The sequence below is a fragment of the Sphingomonas mali NBRC 15500 genome (assembly GCF_001598415.1).
GTDB lineage: Bacteria > Pseudomonadota > Alphaproteobacteria > Sphingomonadales > Sphingomonadaceae > Sphingomonas > Sphingomonas mali.
In genome coordinates this window covers 18,032-36,462 of record NZ_BCYX01000026.1, presented here as the reverse complement: position 1 = coordinate 36,462, position 18,431 = coordinate 18,032, and the positions used below count along the sequence as shown (strand labels likewise).

Sequence of the window (18,431 nt, the reverse complement as noted above, 5' to 3'; positions counted from 1 at the left end):
GCTCGAGGCACCGTGAGACTACGTATCTCCGGCGTGACGGCGCGATTGTAGACGATCGAATAGCGAACGGTCCGGGGTTTCGGAGCGCTCCATGGCTCGGCGATCGCACCGTTGTGACGGGTAGAAACCATTCTGGATGTGATGAAAGACTGGGTCAGGCGATGAATGACACTCTTGCGATTGATCTGCCCCGATTCATGATCCGGCCCACTCGCTTTCTGTTCTTCACGGGCAAGGGGGGCGTGGGCAAGACTTCAGTCGCCTGCGCGGCCGCCCTGTCGCTGGCCGAGCGCGGCAAGTCGGTCCTGCTGGTCAGCACCGATCCGGCATCCAATCTCGACGAGATACTGGACGTGCCGCTGTCGAATCACCCTGTCGCGGTGCCCAACGCTGCCCGTCTGGATGTCCTTAGCATCGATCCGACTGCCGCAGCGGAGGCTTATCGCGCTCGGGTACTGGCGCAGATGGACGCCAAGGCAAGCGCGCGGGAAATCGACACCGTTCGCGAACAACTTTCCGGGGCGTGCACCACCGAGATCGCCGCGTTCGACGAATTCGTCGGACGCCTCGCCGACCGCGATGGCGCCTATGATCACATCGTCTTCGACACCGCGCCGACGGGGCATACCCTGCGGCTGCTCAGCCTGCCCAAGGCATGGAGCGGTTTCCTGGCGGACAACGATCAGGGCGCGTCGTGCCTGGGGCCACATTCGGGGCTCAAGACGCAGGAGCAGCGCTTCAGATTGGCAATGGCGGCTCTGTGCGATCCGGCGGCCACAACCGTCATCCTCGTGACTCGGCCGGAACGCGGAGCGATTGCCGAGGCGGGCCGGACCTCGAACGAATTGCGCGCGCTCGGTCTCGGCAATCAGCACCTGGTTGTGAACGGCGTGTTCCACGCCGGCGACCCGTCAGATGCAACGGCCACGTCGTTGGAGGCGCAGGGACAACAGGCGCTGGCCGAAATGCCGGCTGCGCTAAGGGCGCTGCCGCGCGACGATATCCCGCTACGGCCCTTCGAAATGATGGGCGTGGATGCGCTGCGTTCGCTGCTGCGGCCTGGCCCATCGTCCGCGAGTTATGCCGGACCAGCTGTTGCGGCGCCCTGGGCCGACGATCTGCCCGGCCTAGATCGCCTTATCGATCTGCTCGCAGCGGACGGCAAAGGACTGATCATGGTCATGGGAAAGGGCGGCGTGGGCAAGACCACCATCGCCGCCGCAATTGCGCTCGGCTTGGTCGAGCGTGGCCACGACGTTCATCTCAGTACCACCGATCCCGCCGCTCACCTGGAGATGACGATAGCCGGGGATGTCCACGGCCTCCTTGTCGACCGCATCGATCCCAAGGCCGAAACCGAACGCTACATCGCCAGGATCATGGAACAGCGCGGCAGCACGCTAGATGCTCAGGGGAAAGCGCTGCTGCGTGAGGACCTCGCCTCGCCCTGCACCGAGGAAGTCGCCGTATTCCACGCCTTTTCGCACATTGTTGCTGAGGCGCGCAGCGCGTTCGTCGTGCTGGACACGGCACCCACCGGACACAGTCTGCTGCTGATGGACGCGACCGGTGCCTATCACCGACAGATGACGCGCCAATCGGCTTTGCACGCTCCTGCCGGTCGCATCACCACACCGCTGATGCGGCTCCAGGATCCCGACCATACGCGAATCCTGTTGGTCACCCTCGCCGAAACCACGCCGGTGTCGCAGGCCGGCGCGCTGCAGGACGATCTGCGGCGCGCGCAAATCGAACCCTATGCCTGGATCATCAACAAAAGCCTGCTGGCGGCCGGCTCGAACGACACGCTGCTGCGCCAGCGGCTCGTGGGGGAGCGAAAGCAGATCGACCGCATATGTGGAGCAATGGCGAAGCGGCTCTTCTTCGTGCCGTGGCAGGCCACGCCCCCGATCGGCGTCACCGCACTCCAAGGGCTCGCCCATGACCGCCCCACCCACAACGATCAGCCATCGACAATTTCCGAGGCTGTTTAGCGGAGGAACTCTATTCGATGTCGGCCAGACAGAGGAAGCCGGCCGGCACCGAGCTTTGGCTCGCCGGGAGCACAGCCGTCCGAAGGCAAGGCTCATCTCCAACCATCTGACTTCTCTATCGAGAAATGGTGCTGCCGATGAGGATTGAACTCACGACCTCGGCCTTACCAAGAATGCAGTACCCTGTGCGATGCGCGTGGCAGGTTTCGGCAAGCAAGAACCCGCAGGCAACGACCGCTATGGCAGGCAAAACCGCCGCCGACCCACCACCCGCTACCGGATCCCCTACCCCCTATTCCACGCAGGCGCAGCGTGGCTTCCACGCCGGGCGGAAGGTGGCCGGCGGCGTCCGATAGGTCAGTGTGATCGTCGTCGTCTTGGTGACGGTCGTGGTGACCTTGGTCGTCTTCGACACCAGTTGCGCGGGCGGCGCGGGAATCGGCAGATAAGCGATCCGGGGCAGCGGCTGGACCATGACCGGCGGCGGAGGCGGCGGCGGCGCGAAACGCCGCATCCGGTAATAGCGCCGATCGGCTTCGCGCTCGAACGCGATGCGGCGACGCCACTGGTCGCGGGTAACCGCGCGGGCGACTTGCCAATCCGCGCTCAGCCACGCCTCATCGCGGCAATCCTCATCCCAGCCGCACATGTCGTCGATCCGCCCGCGCAGCCGTTTGATCAGGCGATCCATCCCCCAGCCGGTCGTGAGGTCGAGATCGGCGACGCCGATCACGGTCGTCTGGACATTGCGATCGTCATAATCGGAGGCGGCAGCCGCCGGCGCGATCAGGGCGGCGGCCGACATGACGGCCGGCAAGGCAACGAGAATAAGCGATCGGGTCATCACGCGCCCTCATCCGTTAACCACGTTCCGATCGCATAACGACCCCGATGGTTCCGCGAGTCAAGCAAGCTGCCCGTCGCGTTCGTCCAATCTGGGGACTCGGCCCTTATGCTATCCAGCTGCGTAACCAGAGCGGGGGGTATATCCATGCGACGCCATTTGATTCCGTTAGCGGCCGGTGCCGCGGCAATCGCGACGATCGTGAGCATTGGCTATTCCGCGCCGCCGGCGGCACCGCCAAAGGCGCGCTATCAAATGGATGTCGCGACTACATCCGGGTTCGGGGCGGGCGGCGCCAATCCGATGAAGATGATGTTCGGCGGCGGTCGTGGCGGCGGTTCGGTCGCGCACACGCTGATCTTGCGGCTGGGCTCGACGCTGGCGCCCGCCGGCGGCGCGCCGCAGGCCGATCATTTCATGCCCGCGGGAATGCAGCTGGGTCCGTCGGTCCCGCTGACCTCGCCACGGCCGACGACATCCGAAGAGATGCCGGGCGAGATGCGCCGGCCCAAGGGTCGCCTGTTGTTGTTCTGGGGCTGCGGCGCACATGTCGGCCCAGGCCAGCCGGTGGTCGTCGACTTCTCCAAATTGGGCCAGCAGCAATTCCCGCCGGGCCTGTTCACCGCGGACGTGCCGGTCGATCGCGGGCCGACCGCGAGCACGTCGCGCACCTATGGCGAATGGCCCAATGCCCAATCGGGCAAGTCGGCCAAGCCGGGCTCCTCGCTGCTCGGGGACCATCGCGTCGCGGGCAATTATTCGCCCGAGATCAAGTTCGCCCTCGATCAGGATTTCATGGCGCCGTTGAACGCGCGCGGCCGCGAGCAATCCGACGGATCGCAGATGCTGAGCTGGAATTCGGTGCCGCTGGCGACCGGCTATTATGCCTGGCTGATCGGCGCACAGGGTTCGGGTGGCGACACTGCGGACATGGTGTGGTGGACATCCGCCAGCGGCAAGCAGTTCGGCGGCGGCCTGGCCGACTGGATCGCGCCGGACGTGGTCACCGGGCTGATCGGCCGAAAGATCGTGATGCCCCCCAGCCAGACAAGCTGCCAGATCCCGACCGAAGTGAAACGCGCGGCGGGCGGGTTCATGATGACCCAGCTCTATGCCTATGGCCCCGAGCGCAATTACGCCTATCCGCCGCGCCCGGCCAATCCGCGGTTGCTCTGGAAGCCCGACTGGACCGCCAAGGTCCGCTATCGCTCGAATACCACGGTCATGCTCGGCATGCCTGGAATGGAGGACATGGGGGACAATGAAAGCGGTGCCGCCAACGGCAATGGCGGCAACGAGCCGCCGAAGAAGAAGTGCAAGCCGCGGATCACGTTGGGCGGATTCAAGCCCTGCTGAGGGACACGCCAGATCGAGATACTTTGTCCATGATTTACCAATAATTTGCGGTCGTGGGGTTAGTCGACGGCATGCGCTTCGCCGGCCTACCCGCCTTGCTGATCACGGCCCTGTTGCTGGCCATCTCCTCCTTATGCGCTTTCCCTGCTCAGGCGCGTAGCGCCGTCGTCGGCGTGCCGCTGTCCACTTGCGTCGCGCGCGCACACGCGGGCGACCGGCCGGCCACCATGTTCGCCGCCGCCGCGCGCTATGATTGCGGTCATCGCCAGACATGGTTCGGGTCGGGCGATTACTGGGTGATCTCGCAACCGTTGGACGGCGTGCCCGGGGTACAGAGCCGATCGCGCGTCCGCATCGGCAGCCTGTGGCAGGACAGCGTGACGCTCTACGCCCTCTATCCCGGCGGCAAGATCCGCGGCTGGCGGTTCGATGGGCGCGAGGCGAGCCGCCACTTGCAATTGGGGGCGATGATCGAATGGCCGCTGCCGGCCGATATCGGTCCGCCGGTTCGACTGATGTGGCACGTTCGGGGATCGGCCAATCTGCGCGGCATCCTGATCTCACCGACGATCGCCACGCCACATGAATCGGGCCAGGCGAATCTGGCGATGACCGCGATCTATGCCGGATTCGGCGGGCTGTGCCTGGCCTTGTTGGTATACAATTTCGCAATGTGGGGGGCGCTGCGCCATCCCTTCCAGCTTGCTTATTGCGCGATGGTCGCGGCGCTGATGCTCTACGCGCTGAGTTCGTCGGGAGCGCTCGCATGGCTCAACCCGACCATGCTCAACAACGATCGCTTGCGGCTCAATTACGTCTTGCTCTGTGCGGGGGCAGCGACAGCGCTGATCTTCGCGCGCTATTTCTTCGTGCCCGCAGTGACCGCCGGCTGGGTGGGTAAGGCGGTCAACGCGATCATCGCCGCATCGGTGGTCGCGACCGCATTCGTCGCCCTATTTGCGCCTTGGCACATCCAGCTGCTCGACACCGCTTTTTCACTGAGCTTCGCAGCCATCATCGTCGTGGTCTTTCCGATTATCCGCCGCGCCCGAGCCGAACGCAGCCCCTATCTCTGGCTGTTCGCGATCGCCTGGGCGGCGCCGATCCTCTTCGCGGCGCTGCGCCTGTTGGGCAATCTGGCGCTGATTCCGTGGAGCTTCTGGCTCGACAACTCGACCATATTGTCAATGGCGTTCGAGGCGATCATCTCGACCCTGGCGATCGCCTATCGCATCCGGCTGCTCTCGCTCGAACGCGACGAGGCGATCGAACGCGAAATCATCGCCGCGCGACTGGCAGACACCGATCCGTTGACCGGATTGCTCAACCGCCGCGCCTTTCTGCGCCAGTCGATCGGCCGTGAGGCCAACCAGGCGCTGATGCTGACCGACATCGACCATTTCAAGCGGATCAACGAGACCTTGGGTCACGACGGTGGCGATGAGGTGCTGCGCGTCTTCGCCCGCGTGCTGCGTCAGGCCGCGCCGGGCGCATTGATCGCGCGGATGGGGGGCGAGGAATTCGCTATCCTGTGCCCCGCCGACCGGGCGGTCACGCCCGATGCCGTGCTCGCCAAATTGCGGTCGGCGCGGATGCCGTTCGACCTCACCGTGACCGCCAGTATCGGCGCGTGCACCGGGCCGCTCGTCACCGAAGCCGATTGGAAAGCGATGTACCGCCGCGCCGACCGCGCGCTGTTCGATGCCAAGCAGGGCGGCCGCGATCGCGCGCGGTTCGCGCCGCCGGTCGCCGTCCGCGCCGCCTGACGCTCGTTTCGGCTGCGAAATCGCGACGGATTGCCCCCGCTTTGGCTTGTCGCTCGTCCCTCGGTGCTTTATTACGAGCGGCTGGAGGCGCGGGGATATGCGTAGGCGTAATGCGATGGTCGCGTTGGCAGCAGTGCTCGCACTGGTCGCGGTCGCGCGCCATCCGACCGCCGATATCGAAATCCTGACGCATCGCGACGGCGATCCGACACCGCACCGTATCCAGGCGGCCGTCGATTTGGGCGTGGTAGCGGTCAAGTTCCTGTTGACCTGGACCCAGACGACGTCGCTCGATCGCTAACGATCGTACCCGATAGCGGCTTGCCGCCGGATGGGCGGCGCGCTTACATCGACCCCGATGACCCAAGATGCGGAGAGCCTCTGGCGCGGCAGCGCCTATCGTCACCCGACACCCTGGGCGACCGACTTCCCGCCATTGTCGCTGGTCGACATGTTCGAGACCACCGCGCGGGAGTATCCAGAGCGGCCGTTGCTCGACTTTCTCGGCCGCCGCTATTCCTATGCCGAGGTGATGGATGGCGCCGCGCGCGTCGCCACCGGACTGGCACGGATGGGTTATGGGCCCGGCGACCGGATCGGCCTGTTCCTGCCCAACGTCCCGCATTACCTCGCCGCTTATTACGGCGTGCTCAAGCTGGGTGCGACGGTGGTCAATTTCTCCCCGCTCTACACGGTCGACGAGCTGGCGCACCAGGTCGAGGATTCAGGAACGAAGCTGCTCTTCACGCTCTCCGCGAGCGCGTTGCTGCCGACCGCACTCAAGGTACTGGACCGGAGCGGACTCGAACGGCTGGTGGTTGGGTCGGTGGCGGGTGCCCTGCCCGCGGCCAAGTCGCTTCTCTATCGGCTGTTCCGCGGCAAGGAAGTAGCGAAGCGGCCCGACGATGCCCGCATCACCGCCTTCTCCGCGCTGATCGCCAATGACGGCAAGCGCGATTTCCCGGCGATCGATCCGACCACGCATCTCGCGCTGATCCAATATACCGGCGGCACGACGGGCACGCCCAAGGGCGCGATGCTGACGCATCAGAATTTGTCGGCCAATGCCCGGCAGGTCGAGGGGCTGGATCCGCACCCCGGCGAAGAGGACCGGATCATCGGCGTGCTGCCGCTGTTCCACGTCTTCGCCAATACCTGCGTGATGAATCGAACCGTCGCGAACGGCGGGATGATCGTACTGCTGCCGCGCTTCGACGGCGCGCAGGTGCTGGCGGCGATCGAACGGACCAAGGCGACCGCGCTGCCCGGCGTACCGACGATGTACCAGGCGCTGCTCGATCATCCCAAGCTGGCGTCTTCGGACCTTTCCAGCCTGAAATATTGCATCTCGGGCGGTGCTCCCCTCCCTGCCGAGGTCAAGGCGAAGTTCGAAGCGGCGACCGGCGCGCGCGTGATCGAAGGCTATGGCCTGTCGGAGAGTTCGGGCGTCGTCTCGTGCAACCCGTACGAGGGCGAGGGCAAATTGGGCACGATCGGCCAGCCGATCCCGGCGACCGAGGTGCGGCTGGCCGACAAAGAGGATGCGTCGCGCCCCGCCCCCGACGGGCAACCCGGCGAAATCCTGGTGCGTGGGCCGCAGATCATGAAGGGCTATTGGAACCGGCCCGACGCCGATGCCGAGGTCTTCGTGCCCGATGCCGGCGGCGTCTGGCTGCGCACCGGCGATGTCGGCACGATCGACGCGGACGGCTTCATCCACGTCGTCGACCGCCTGAAGGACATGATCGCGGTCAGCGGATACAAGGTGTTCCCGAGCCAGGTCGAAGCCGTGCTCTACCGCAATGCTGCGGTGAAGGAGGCGTTGGTGATCGGTGTCCCCGACACCTATCGCGGCGAGCAGCCGCGCGCCTACGTGACGCTCAACGATGGCGCGACGGCCACCGGCGACGAGATCAAGGCGTGGCTCAATCCGCAGCTCGGCCATCACGAGCGCGTCGATCGGGTTGTGGTGCGCCTCGCCTTGCCCAAGACGCTGGTCGGCAAGCTCAGCCGCAAGGAATTGGTCGCCGAGGTTCAGGCGGAGATGCGCGACCCGAAAATCACTGCCCCGAATCGTTGAGGATCGAGATCGCGGGGCGGCCGACCATCGCCGTCACGGTCTTCGGCATGCGGGCTTCGAGCGGGGCGAGCCATTTGCCGACGCCGCTGCCGATCGAGATCTGGGGCTGCGACGGGGAGACATCGGCTTGCTTTTCCCATTGCGCGATCAGCGCGCGCCCGTCCTCGCCGGCTTTGGCGAGCGGCACCGGCTGGCGCAGCGCATGGTTGATCATCGCGTCGCCGAAGAAGGTCCAGTCGCGGTCCGCCGCGCATCCGAACGAGGTGCGGTCGGCCGAGGCCGCGGTGAACAAGGCGGTCGTCTCGCTGGCCAGCGCGGGCACGAACACGCCCGAATAACAGGCAGACAGGATCAACAGCCGGTTCCTGATCCCCAATTCCTCGAACATCCGTGCCATCCGCACCGGCGAGATGATTCCGAACCCCTCGTCGCCGTCGTGATAGGCCAGCCCAACCGGCGCGCCATGCCCGGCAGTGTAGAGCACCAGAACGTCCTCGTTGCGGTCCATCAACTCGGCTACCCGCGCGAGCGTCAGCGCGAGCGCGCGGGGCGTGCCGTTGGGCAAGTCGCTCGGGCCTGACCCGTCGGTGCCGGCCAGCACGATCGTGTGCCCGACCGCATTGTAGCGCCGCGACAGCACCCTGCCCGCCTCGCGCGCTTCGCGTCCGAAGATCGGATCGCTGTCGAGCCCGACCACCAGAACATAGGCGTCGACCACGCCCTTCTTCTGCGGCTGGAGGGCAGCAAGCGCCTTGTCGAGCCGGCGCTGGTCGGCCAGCATCCAGACCGGCGATCGGTCGCGCTCAAGTTCAGGACCGAGTTCGAGCGACGCTTCCGCCGCCCCCCGGTCATCGCCAGTGCCGAGGCCCGGCCAGCCGGTGGTATGCTGAGGTGCGACATAAGCATTCGTCGCCTGTCCAATTGCCGAGCCGGCGAGCGACAGGCTGACGGAAAGCGCCGCTGCAAGCACGACGAAGCGACGGACAAACTGGTGACGCATGCGACTGGCCCCCGTTATCGTATGTCGAAACGTGGCGTCGCGCGGAGCGAAGTCAAGCGGCGGCGCGAACAACCCAATGCGAGGACGCGTAGCGACGTTCAATCGCGACGATATTCCTCGTCGCTGACCTTCTCCAGCCAGTCTACCGCCTTGCCGTCGAGCCGCTCCTGGATGGCGATATGCGTCATCGCATTGGTCGGCGTCGCGCCGTGCCAATGCTTCTCGCCGGGCTCGAACCAGATCACGTCGCCGGGACGGATTTCCTCGACCGGTCCGCCGTCACGCTGGACCCAGCCAAGCCCGGCGGTGACGATCAGCGTCTGGCCGAGCGGGTGCGTGTGCCATGCGGTGCGCGCGCCGGGCTCGAACGTCACGCAGGCGCCGGCGACGCGCGCGGGATCGGGTGCGGTGATCAGCGGATCGATCCTGACCATGCCGGTGAACCCGTCCGCCGGGCCCTTGCCCGACGGCTGCGAGCCGCTCCGCTTGATGTCCATGGCGTCCGTTCCTCTTCGCAACCGCTAGCTTGCCGTCTGCAACGCACGCCGCAACGGCAATATCCGGTCAGTTGCCGACCAGCGCCTGATCGCGCAGGCCGCGCCAGACTTTCAGCGCTTGCACGGTTTCCGGCACGTCGTGGACGCGGAGCAACTGGACGCCGGCTTCCGCTCCCTTGAGCGCCAGCGCGATCGAGCCGCCGAGGCGCTGATCGGCGGCCGCCTCGTTGGACAGCGCGCCAATCATCCGCTTGCGGCTGGCGCCGAGCATGATCGGACAGCCGAGGCCGTGGAACATGGCGAGGCCGTTGATCAGCGAGAGATTGTCCTGGAGCGATTTGCCGAAGCCGATGCCAGGATCGACAATGATCTTGGCGCGATCGACACCGCCGGCGACGACCGCCGCGATCCGCGCGTCCAGCCAGTCATAGACCTCGGTCAGGACGTCGCCGTAGCCGCTACCGCCGTGCGGGCCCTTGGCGGGATCGGGCGAGTGCATGAGGATGACGGGGCACCCGGCCTTGGCCACCACGTCGAGCGCGCGATCATCCCATAGCAAAGCCGCCACGTCGTTGACGATGCTGGCGCCGGCGGCGAGCGCCGCCTCCATCACCATCGCCTTGCGCGTGTCGACCGACACCAATGTCCCGGCGCGCACCAGGCCGCGTACGACCGGCTCGACGCGCTTCTTCTCATCCTCTTCCCATACGAGATCGGCGCCGGGCCGGGTCGATTCGCCGCCGACGTCGATCAGCGCGGCTCCGGCCGCAGCCATCGCGACCCCCGCGGCGACGGGATCGTTTTGTTCGCCGCCATCGGAAAAGCTGTCGGGAGTGACGTTGAGAATCCCTGCGACCGAAGGCTGGTCGAAGCGGAGGGTCCGCTCGCCGAGGGTCAGCGGCGCGCGCGGGCGGATAATCATGGCATGAAGTTCGGCGGCGCGCTCGTCATCGGCGCCGAGCGTGCGATCGAACTCGGCGATGGAGACGGTGCGCTTGGCGCCGCCCTCGATCACTTCATAAGCCCCGAACCACTGCATCCCACCGGCCAGCCGGGCAACTTCGCCATCGCGGCCGATCGGGGTGTCGACGAATTGAACAGGGCGGAGGTGGAGTTTGGCCATTCATTCACCTTCGTCATGCCGGGCTCGTCCCGGCATCCACCGCGCGGCTGGAACCGCGCGTTTCGGGTTTGCTGCACGGTGGACCCCGGGACAAGCCCGGGGTGACGCATTTCCGGAATTGGGTCTTAAGGCTGCGTCGCCAGCAGATAGTTCTGGCGCAGCGCGTCGATCGGCTTGAGCCCGTCCACCGCTTCATAATGCCAGAAGGTCCAGCCGTTGCACGCGGGAGCGTTCTGCAAAGTCGCACCGAGCTTGTGGATTGATCCCGCCTGGCCGCAATTGCTCTTGAGCGAGCCATCGGCACCGACGGTCGCCTTCCAGCGCCGCTTGCCGTCGGTCAACACCGTGCCCGGCGACAGCATGCCGTTCTCGATCAAGGCACCGAACGCGACGCGCGGCGCCGCCTTGGGGCTCTGCATCGTGGTCAGCGCCGATTCGTCGAGCGGCAGCGCGGCGGCGATGCGTTCCTCGGCCGCTTCGATATAGACCGGCTCGCGCTCGATCCCGATCCAGTGCCGGCCGAGCCGCTTGGCGACCGCACCGGTCGTGCCGGTGCCGAAGAACGGATCGAGCACCACGTCGCCCGGCTTCGAGCAGGCGAGCAGGATGCGGTAGAGCAATGCTTCGGGCTTCTGCGTCGGATGAACCTTGACGCCGTTCTTCTTGAGCCGCTCGGGCCCGCCGCAGATCGGGAATTCCCAGTCGGAGCGCATCTGCAGCTCATCGTTGAGCGTCTTCATCGACCGATAGTTGAAGGTGTATTTCGCACCCTCGCCGGTTGACGCCCAGATCAATGTCTCATGCGCATTGGTGAAGCGCGTGCCCTTGAAATTGGGCATCGGGTTGGCCTTGCGCCAGACGATGTCGTTGAGGATCCAATAGCCCAGATCCTGGATCGCCGACCCGACCTTGAAGATGTTGTGATAGCTGCCGATCACCCAGATCGAGCCGTTATCCTTCAGAATGCGCTTCGCCTCGCCCAACCATTCGCGGGTGAAGCGGTCATAGATCGCCAGGCTGTCGAACTTGTCCCAATCGTCGGTGACCGCGTCGACATGACTGCCGTCGGGACGCGACAGGTCGCCGCCGAGCTGAAGGTTGTAGGGCGGATCGGCAAAGATCAGGTCGACCGACTTGGCCGGCAGCGCACGCATGGTCTCGATGCAATCGCCCATGACGATGCGATCGAGCGGGAGTTCGCCGGGCACGAGCACCGACGGCGCAATACGCGCACTAACCTTCTCGATGACCCCCATCGGCAACCACTCCCCGCAATGACACGCGCACGAAAACCGAGCGCGCGGACTCCGGTCAAGCGAAGTTTAGTTAACGAGTTCGGTTGCCAAATGGTTAAGGGAGCGGAACATTTTACGACCCTTACCGGATATTGAGTCCGAAGTTATCCACAGCCCCAATCTATGGGGTGTGGCACAAAAGACTCTTAAAACGGCAGAACCGAAATTTCTTGTGGCTGCGCCGCTCGGGCGACCGGCGCGAAGCTCCGGCGATGCAGCGGACAGGGTCCGTGCTCGCGCAGCGCGCGCAGATGTTCAGGCGCGCTATAGCCCTTGTTCGAATGCCAGCCGTAATGCGGATATGATTCGGCATGGGTGATCATGATCGTGTCGCGCGTGTGCTTGGCGACGATCGACGCGGCGGCGATCGACATGCTGATGCCGTCGCCGCCGACGATCGCGGTTGCCTGATACGTCCAGCGCGGCACACGGTTGCCGTCGACCAGCACATGGCCCGGCGGACAGCCTAGCGCCTCGACCGCGAGTGTCATCGCCTTCATCGTCGCCCAATAGATATTGAGCGTATCGATTTCGTCCGCCTCGCAAATGCCGATGCCGACGGTCGCGCAGTCCATCAGCCGGGCGTGCAACCGGGCGCGCTCGGCGGCGCTGAGCTTCTTCGAATCGTCGAGCCCGCGCGGGATGCCCTTGGCCGGCAGGATCACCGCCGCCGCGACTACCGGTCCGGCGAGCGGTCCGCGCCCGGCTTCGTCGACGCCGGCGACCGGAGCGAGGCAGAGCTTTTCGTGTTTGAGGCCGGGCATCAGCCGAGCCGCCAGGGCGGATAGCGCCGGTTCTCGCCAGCCTGGTACAGGCACACGGGATTGCCCGACGGATCGGTCAGCCGGGCTTCGCGCCACAGCCAGGGTTGGTCGGTAGGGGGTTGGTCGAAGGTCACGCCTGCATTCTCTAACCGTTCGACCTCGGCATCCAAATTCTCGCACTCGAAATAGACGGTGGGCCGTGCCCCGACCTCGACCGACAGCGTGGCGCCGCCCGCAGCTTCGAACCGAGCATAATGCGCATCGTCCGTGTCCACGATTTGCTTGAGTCCGAGCGTCGCGTAAAAAGCGCAGGAAGCGGTGTAATCGTTGGTCGATACCGTGACCTGATTGAGCCGCGCGCCCGATCCTAGATCGAGTCGGACGGATTGCTGCCCCATCGGCCCATGCCCGCTACCGAGTCCCGGCGCATCCTTGATCGCGATCCGCACGAACTGCCGCGCGCGAACGATCGCAGACTTCCAAGGGCATCCTCGGGCGAGATAGGTCGCGATAGCAGACGCAAGCGTGCAGCCGGTGCCATGCGTTTGATCCGATGCGATCCGGTCACCTCGCCACCGCGTCCACTGGCCGGCCCCGTCGATCAGCCAATCGATGACCTGGTCGCCGTCGCCATGCCCGCCTTTGGCGAGAACCGGCGTTCCGAGGCGCGTCGCATAATCGGTTGCTGCTTCTCGCACATCGTCGGGAAGAGACGCGTCGAGCCCGCACAGGGCCGCGAGTTCGACGAGGTTGGGCGTCACCAGCGACGCTATGCGGCCGAGCCGCTCGAATGCAGCGATCGTCTCGTCATCCGCCAGGACCGATCCGCTCGTCGCGACCATCACCGGATCGAATACGATCGGCACCGACAGATGCTCGAGCACGTCCGCCACCGCATGCGCGGTTGCCGCCGACCCGATCATGCCGATCTTGACCGCGTCGACGCCGATATCGGTCACCACCGAATTGATCTGCGCGATCACCATCTCGGTCGGCACCGTCAGCACCGCCTGGACGCCGAGCGTGTTCTGCGCGGTGATCGCGGTGATCGCGGTCATCGCGTGTCCCCCGAGCATCGTCACCGTCTTGATATCGGCCTGGATTCCCGCGCCACCGCCCGAATCAGACCCGGCGATGATCAGGACGCGCGGCGTCATGCGACGCGAACCGAGAAGAGAATGGCGATACCTAACTTCACAAAGTCATACCTCAGCGCCCTAACTCCCTCTCCCCATCGGGGAGAGGGAGAATAGCCTATCCGCGCTTCCGCGCCTGCGGATAGCTGCCCAGCACGCGCATCCACTTCGAATGGAAGCCCAGTTCCTCCAGCGCGCGATCGAGATTCTCGTCGCCCGGCCGTCCCTCGACATCGGCGTAGAAATCGGTCGCCGCGAAGCTGCCGCCGCGCTGATAGCTTTCGAGCTTGGTCATGTTGACGCCGTTGGTCGCGAACCCACCCATCGCCTTGTACAAAGCGGCGGGGACGTTCTTCACCTCGAAAATGATCGTCGTCATGAACGGACCGTCACCCGTCAGCGGGCGGCTGCCCCGCGCCAGGGTCACGAAACGCGTTGTATTATGCTCGGCGTCGGCGATGTTGCTCGCCAGCGTTTCAAGGCCGTAGATCTTGGCCGATGGCGGCGGCGCGAGCGCGGCGATCTTGGGGTCGTTGATCTCGGCGACCAAAGCTGCGGCGCCGGCGGTGTCGGGATAGGCGATCGGGTTGATGCCGCGCGCCTTCAGCCAATGCCGGCATTGGCCGAGCGCCTGGGGATGGCTCATGGCTTCCTTGACGCCGTCGAGCGGGCCGACGCCCATCAAGGCGTAGCGGATCGGCAGGAAATGCTCGCCGGTGATCACCAGCCCCGATTCGGGCAGCAGGAAATGGATGTCGGCGACACGGCCATGGAGCGAATTCTCGATCGGAATGACCGCGCAATCGGCGCGTCCTTCCTTCACCGCGTCGATCGCGTCGTCGAAGCTGAAGCACGGTAGCGGCAGTCCATTGGGGAACGTTTCCTCCACCGCAACATGGCTGTTGGCGCCCGGCGCGCCCTGAAACGCCACGGCGCGCTCGGGCTCGCGGGCAGCGGCTTCGGTCATCGCGGCAACGATGGACTGGGCGGGGGCGGCGAAATTCTCCATGGCGGCGGCGATTAGAGGTCCGCACGGGGACTATCAACCCGAGCTTTGTTTGACGCGCTCGCGCGCGTGTCTGACACCAGCCTGCTCCCCCACCCGTCCGCCCAATCAGGATATGCTATGGGCGGACGGGTGGGGGAGCGGGCTGGTGCCGCTCGCGACCGTAGGTCGCCAAACAACAGCCACCTTGCCCCCCGCGAATACGCTTACTAAAGGGCTGCTACTCAATTCAGGGGCGTACGCGAAAAATCATGTCCGACAAGACCAACACGATCGCTGGCTGGACCCTCGCAGGGTGCTTTGTCGCGCTTGGCGCCACGATCGTTGGCGGCATGGTGTTCCACAGCGGCGAGCCGAAGAAGGAAGGCTATCCCGTCGAGGCGGTGGACGAGGGCGGCGAGAGCGGCGCGGCGGCCGAAGTGCCGATCGCGTCCTTGCTGCCCACCGCCGACGCCGCCAAGGGCGCCGAGGTGTTCAAGAAGTGCGCGGCCTGCCACACGATCAACCAGGGCGGCGCCAACGGCATCGGCCCGAATCTCTATGCGACGGTCGGCGAAGCGGTGGCGACCGGCAAGGGCGGCTTCGCCTTCTCCGATGCGCTGAAGGCCAAGGGCGGCAAGTGGGACTTCGATTCGCTCAACGCCTGGCTGACCAGCCCGCGCAAGTTCGCGCCGGGTACCAAGATGACCTTCGCGGGTCTGTCGAACCCCAAGGATCGCGCCGACGTGATCCTGTATCTGAACCAGCAGGGCTCGAACCTGCCCCTGCCGGCCGCGCCAGCCGCTGCCCCGGCGGGCAAGGATGCCAAGGCTGCTGACGGTAACAGCGCGGCGCCGGCTACTGGCAATGCGAGCGCTCCGGCGGACGGCAATGCCACCGCACCGGCTGCGGCTAACACCGCCGCGCCTGCCGCCAAGAAATAAGCTCGAAGATAAATCCTCCCCATGCTTGCATGGGGAGGGAGGGGACGACGCCCGTCAGCGCGGCGTTGTCCCTCGCCAAAATCCCCTCCTGCAGCCTTCGGCTGGTCCCCCTCCCCATCTTGGATGGGGAGGATTTTTCCTTAAGCTATCGCGACGTATTGGCCTGGGCCGCGATCTCGTCGGCGGCATGCTGCTCCGCTTCGGCGAGACCGGTATCCAGTGACCGGTCCTGGTAAAAACGCTGGACGCATTCCCAGCCCTCTTCCGCCGTCTCGCAATAGGTGAAGATGTCGAGATCCTTGGCGCTGACCACGCCTTCCTCGACCAGCGCTTCGAAATTGACCACTCGCTGCCAGAATTCCTTGCCATAGAGCAGCACCGGGATCGGCTGGATCTTCCCGGTCTGGATCAGCGTCAGCAGCTCGAACAATTCGTCGAACGTGCCAAAGCCGCCCGGAAATGCCGCGAGAGCGCGCGCGTGGAGCAGGAAGTGCATCTTGCGAAGCGCGAAATAGTGGAATTGCAGGCTCAGCCGCGGCGTCACGTAAGGATTGGGCGCCTGTTCGTGCGGCAGCACGATGTTGAGTCCGATCGATTCGGCCCCGACATCCGCCGCACCGCGATTGGCCGCCTCCATGATCGACGGGCCACCGCCCGAACAGACGACGAAGTGGCGACGCCCGTCGGTGTCGACCGCGAAGCCCGACGCCAGCCGACCGAGTTCGCGTGCGACTTCGTAATATTTGGACTTGGCGACCAGCCGTTCGGCAATCTTGCGGGACGCGTCATCGGTCGCCGCCGCTAACAAAGCCTGCGCCCTGTCCGGCGCGGGGATGCGGGCCGATCCATACATCACGAAGGTGGAAGCAATCCCCGCCTCATCGATCACCAGTTCGGGCTTGAGGAGCTCGAGCTGGAACCGGACCGGACGCAGATCCTCGCGCAGCAGGAAGTCCATGTCCTGAAAGGCGAGCCGGTAGGCCGGATCCTGGGTCTGCGGGGTGGAGACACCGCCCTTGGCGCGGTCGGCTTCCTGTTTCGCGCGCGGAAAGACGCGCGACGGTACTCGGGTATCAGTCATCCCAGCGCGTTAGAGCAAAGTTGTGACGGATTGAAGGGGGGCTTGGGCGAGGCCCCCTGAGCCCTTTCCCGCGCGCGGGAAAGGGAATCAGCGACAGAAGCTCTTGTGGTCGTCTTCGAGATGCAGATGATCGTGGTGCGCGACATTGTAATCGGGGCTGAGCACGGTGCCGAAGCGCTTGCAGGCGGACGCGTGGATGACGTCGAGAAAGCGTCGCACCTCCGCATCGTCCGATCGCCAGCCGTCCTGGATCGACACCCGGCGTCCATCTGCCAGGATGAACGCAGAGACGTCGACCGCGTTCGCCAGCGCATGGCCCGACAATCGCGTCGTCGGAGCACCGATCGTGTTGCGACAGGCATAGGTGCCGAACGTCTCGACCTTCATCAGGCGGCTGCCGAGGATCTGGTAAGCGGCGGGGGCGACCGCGTTGCGCGTCCAGCCGATGAACTCTTCCGCGAGGCCGCAGCGCATCGCCTTCAGCCCGGTGACGGGAACGCCGATATCGATCAGCTGCACCGCCCCGATGACATTGCAGCCGCCGCCATAGTCGCGGTCCGGAAGCGGCGAATAGCGCACGTCCTCACGCGACAGATCGGCGTAGCACATCTGCGTTTCACGACTGGTCGGCAGATTGAGCGTGACGGGCGGCGCCCCGGCAGGGCGGCGCGGCGGCATATGGTCATTACCCCCTCCGCCGAACAGGCAACCCGACAGCACGAAGCCGAGCAAGGGAACGAGACGCTTCACGCGCATTGATGTGCGCGAACATGGTTAACGAATCGTTAATCGCGCGACGGCACGTGCCGCCGGTCAGGCGAAGGTTTCGGCGTAGTCCGGCCCGTGCTTCTGGAGCTCGTTGAAGCGGCGGATCATCATGATCAATGCGACGGTCAGCGGTACATCGATGAAGAACGATGCCACGTCCAGCCAACTCGCTGCAATCAGTGCCCCGACGTCGCTGACGTTGAGCGAGAGCCGGAAGGAAATGTTGCCGATTATGCTGGTCGCCAGCCACAATCCCCACCACCAGCGCATCACTGCGGGTACGGGGACCGACTCCGGCTCATGAGGACTGACGCTCGTTTGCCACGTCTCGCGCAACCCCTGGAACGGCTTCCACAGGGTCGCCACGGGAACGAAGAACCAGCCGACATTCCATCCGGGCGTTATGGTCATCGAATCGGACAGCGAATGCGCATTTGCATTGACGCGCATGATCCAGCGGGAAACGAAGACGATCGAAATCAGCATTGTCACCAGCACGGCGGTGCTGGTGATGCCCGCGACGGTATCGGCGGTTTCGGGTGCAGGTCCCGCTCCCGACCCCAGCGCGTTCAGCGCCGCTATCGTCAGGCCGCTGCTGATCATAAAGGCAAAATCCGCCGCCAGCCAAACAAGAACGGCAATGATCGCCGCGCGCCCACGCCCGTTCGGATCGCGAAATTCATACATTCGCCCGCTCCCCCTGCCCCGACGCAACTTGCCGCACGTTCGCTTTGCCGTCCAGCGCATGTCGCTTGACGCAGCGCACAATATCTTTAGGGCGGCCGACGGGCCACGCGG

The 18,431-nt window shown here is 65.3% G+C and carries 17 protein-coding genes; 6 read left to right on the top strand and 11 right to left on the bottom strand.

The genetic code is table 11. The features are described 5' to 3' along the window. Positions 1-161 precede the first annotated feature (161 nt). Entirely contained in the window at positions 162-1,994 is a 1,833-nt protein-coding gene (gene arsA, locus SMA01S_RS16925; protein WP_066825034.1) for an arsenical pump-driving ATPase, read from the top strand. A 292-nt stretch (positions 1,995-2,286) separates the two neighbouring features. On the opposite strand, the gene SMA01S_RS16920 is transcribed toward arsA, so the two are convergent. Continuing rightward, positions 2,287-2,838: a UrcA family protein gene (locus tag SMA01S_RS16920; RefSeq protein WP_066825033.1), complete on the bottom strand. Its 552-nt coding sequence runs from the start codon at positions 2,836-2,838 to the stop codon at positions 2,287-2,289. Between the two features lie 147 nt (positions 2,839-2,985). Here SMA01S_RS16920 and SMA01S_RS16915 point away from each other — a divergent pair, with 147 nt between their 5' ends. From SMA01S_RS16915 to SMA01S_RS16900, 4 genes are all read left to right on the top strand, one after another. Then, positions 2,986-4,194, top strand: coding sequence for a hypothetical protein (locus tag SMA01S_RS16915; RefSeq protein ID WP_245649313.1), 1,209 nt, complete (start codon positions 2,986-2,988; stop codon positions 4,192-4,194). A 53-nt stretch (positions 4,195-4,247) separates the two neighbouring features. Next, positions 4,248-5,960: a sensor domain-containing diguanylate cyclase gene (locus SMA01S_RS16910; RefSeq protein ID WP_245649312.1), complete on the top strand. Its 1,713-nt coding sequence runs from the start codon at positions 4,248-4,250 to the stop codon at positions 5,958-5,960. A gap of 97 nt (positions 5,961-6,057) precedes the next feature. Next, complete coding sequence (locus SMA01S_RS16905) at positions 6,058-6,261, top strand: hypothetical protein (protein ID WP_066825030.1); 204 nt, start codon at positions 6,058-6,060, stop codon at positions 6,259-6,261. Positions 6,262-6,318: 57 nt separating this feature from the next. Next, entirely contained in the window at positions 6,319-8,040 is a 1,722-nt protein-coding gene (locus SMA01S_RS16900) for a long-chain-fatty-acid--CoA ligase (protein WP_066825084.1), read from the top strand. Here the strand turns inward: SMA01S_RS16900 and SMA01S_RS16895 are convergent. The 7 genes from SMA01S_RS16895 to SMA01S_RS16865 all read right to left on the bottom strand — a co-directional run bounded on the left by SMA01S_RS16895 (position 8,021) and on the right by SMA01S_RS16865 (position 14,864). After that, a complete protein-coding gene (locus SMA01S_RS16895) occupies positions 8,021-9,040 on the bottom strand; it encodes a C13 family peptidase (RefSeq protein ID WP_066825029.1) in 1,020 nt (339 codons plus the stop codon). The genes SMA01S_RS16900 and SMA01S_RS16895 overlap by 20 nt on opposite strands. Positions 9,041-9,138: 98 nt before the next feature. After that, on the bottom strand, positions 9,139-9,537 hold the full coding sequence (locus tag SMA01S_RS16890) for a (R)-mandelonitrile lyase (protein ID WP_066825027.1): 399 nt from the start codon (positions 9,535-9,537) through the stop codon (positions 9,139-9,141). A 67-nt stretch (positions 9,538-9,604) separates the two neighbouring features. Then, positions 9,605-10,660 (bottom strand): dihydropteroate synthase, encoded by a 1,056-nt coding sequence (gene folP, locus SMA01S_RS16885; protein ID WP_066825025.1) that lies wholly within the window; start codon positions 10,658-10,660, stop codon positions 9,605-9,607. Between the two features lie 125 nt (positions 10,661-10,785). Further along, positions 10,786-11,916, bottom strand: coding sequence for a site-specific DNA-methyltransferase (locus SMA01S_RS16880; RefSeq protein WP_066825022.1), 1,131 nt, complete (start codon positions 11,914-11,916; stop codon positions 10,786-10,788). Positions 11,917-12,101: 185 nt separating this feature from the next. Continuing rightward, the gene (gene rnhB / locus SMA01S_RS16875) at positions 12,102-12,719 is read right to left on the bottom strand and encodes a ribonuclease HII (RefSeq protein WP_066825020.1); all 618 of its coding nucleotides are present in this window, start codon (positions 12,717-12,719) and stop codon (positions 12,102-12,104) included. Continuing rightward, positions 12,719-13,876 (bottom strand): bifunctional hydroxymethylpyrimidine kinase/phosphomethylpyrimidine kinase, encoded by a 1,158-nt coding sequence (gene thiD, locus SMA01S_RS16870; RefSeq protein WP_066825018.1) that lies wholly within the window; start codon positions 13,874-13,876, stop codon positions 12,719-12,721. Before thiD ends, rnhB begins: the two co-directional genes overlap by 1 nt. A gap of 97 nt (positions 13,877-13,973) precedes the next feature. Beyond that, complete coding sequence (locus SMA01S_RS16865; RefSeq protein WP_066825016.1) at positions 13,974-14,864, bottom strand: prephenate dehydratase; 891 nt, start codon at positions 14,862-14,864, stop codon at positions 13,974-13,976. A gap of 248 nt (positions 14,865-15,112) precedes the next feature. Here SMA01S_RS16865 and SMA01S_RS16860 point away from each other — a divergent pair, with 248 nt between their 5' ends. Then, positions 15,113-15,784: a c-type cytochrome gene (locus tag SMA01S_RS16860; RefSeq protein ID WP_066825014.1), complete on the top strand. Its 672-nt coding sequence runs from the start codon at positions 15,113-15,115 to the stop codon at positions 15,782-15,784. Positions 15,785-15,929: 145 nt separating this feature from the next. Here SMA01S_RS16860 and SMA01S_RS16855 read toward each other — a convergent pair whose 3' ends face one another. The 3 genes from SMA01S_RS16855 to SMA01S_RS16845 all read right to left on the bottom strand — a co-directional run bounded on the left by SMA01S_RS16855 (position 15,930) and on the right by SMA01S_RS16845 (position 18,320). Continuing rightward, positions 15,930-16,865, bottom strand: a complete 936-nt coding sequence (locus SMA01S_RS16855) for an LOG family protein (protein WP_066825012.1) — start codon at positions 16,863-16,865, stop codon at positions 15,930-15,932. A gap of 87 nt (positions 16,866-16,952) precedes the next feature. Further along, positions 16,953-17,621 (bottom strand): extensin family protein, encoded by a 669-nt coding sequence (locus SMA01S_RS16850; RefSeq protein ID WP_066825009.1) that lies wholly within the window; start codon positions 17,619-17,621, stop codon positions 16,953-16,955. A 57-nt stretch (positions 17,622-17,678) separates the two neighbouring features. Next, positions 17,679-18,320 carry a DUF4328 domain-containing protein gene (locus tag SMA01S_RS16845; RefSeq protein WP_084250384.1) on the bottom strand — a complete coding sequence of 214 codons (642 nt, stop codon included), beginning with the start codon at positions 18,318-18,320 and terminating at the stop codon, positions 17,679-17,681. Positions 18,321-18,431: the final 111 nt, after the last annotated feature.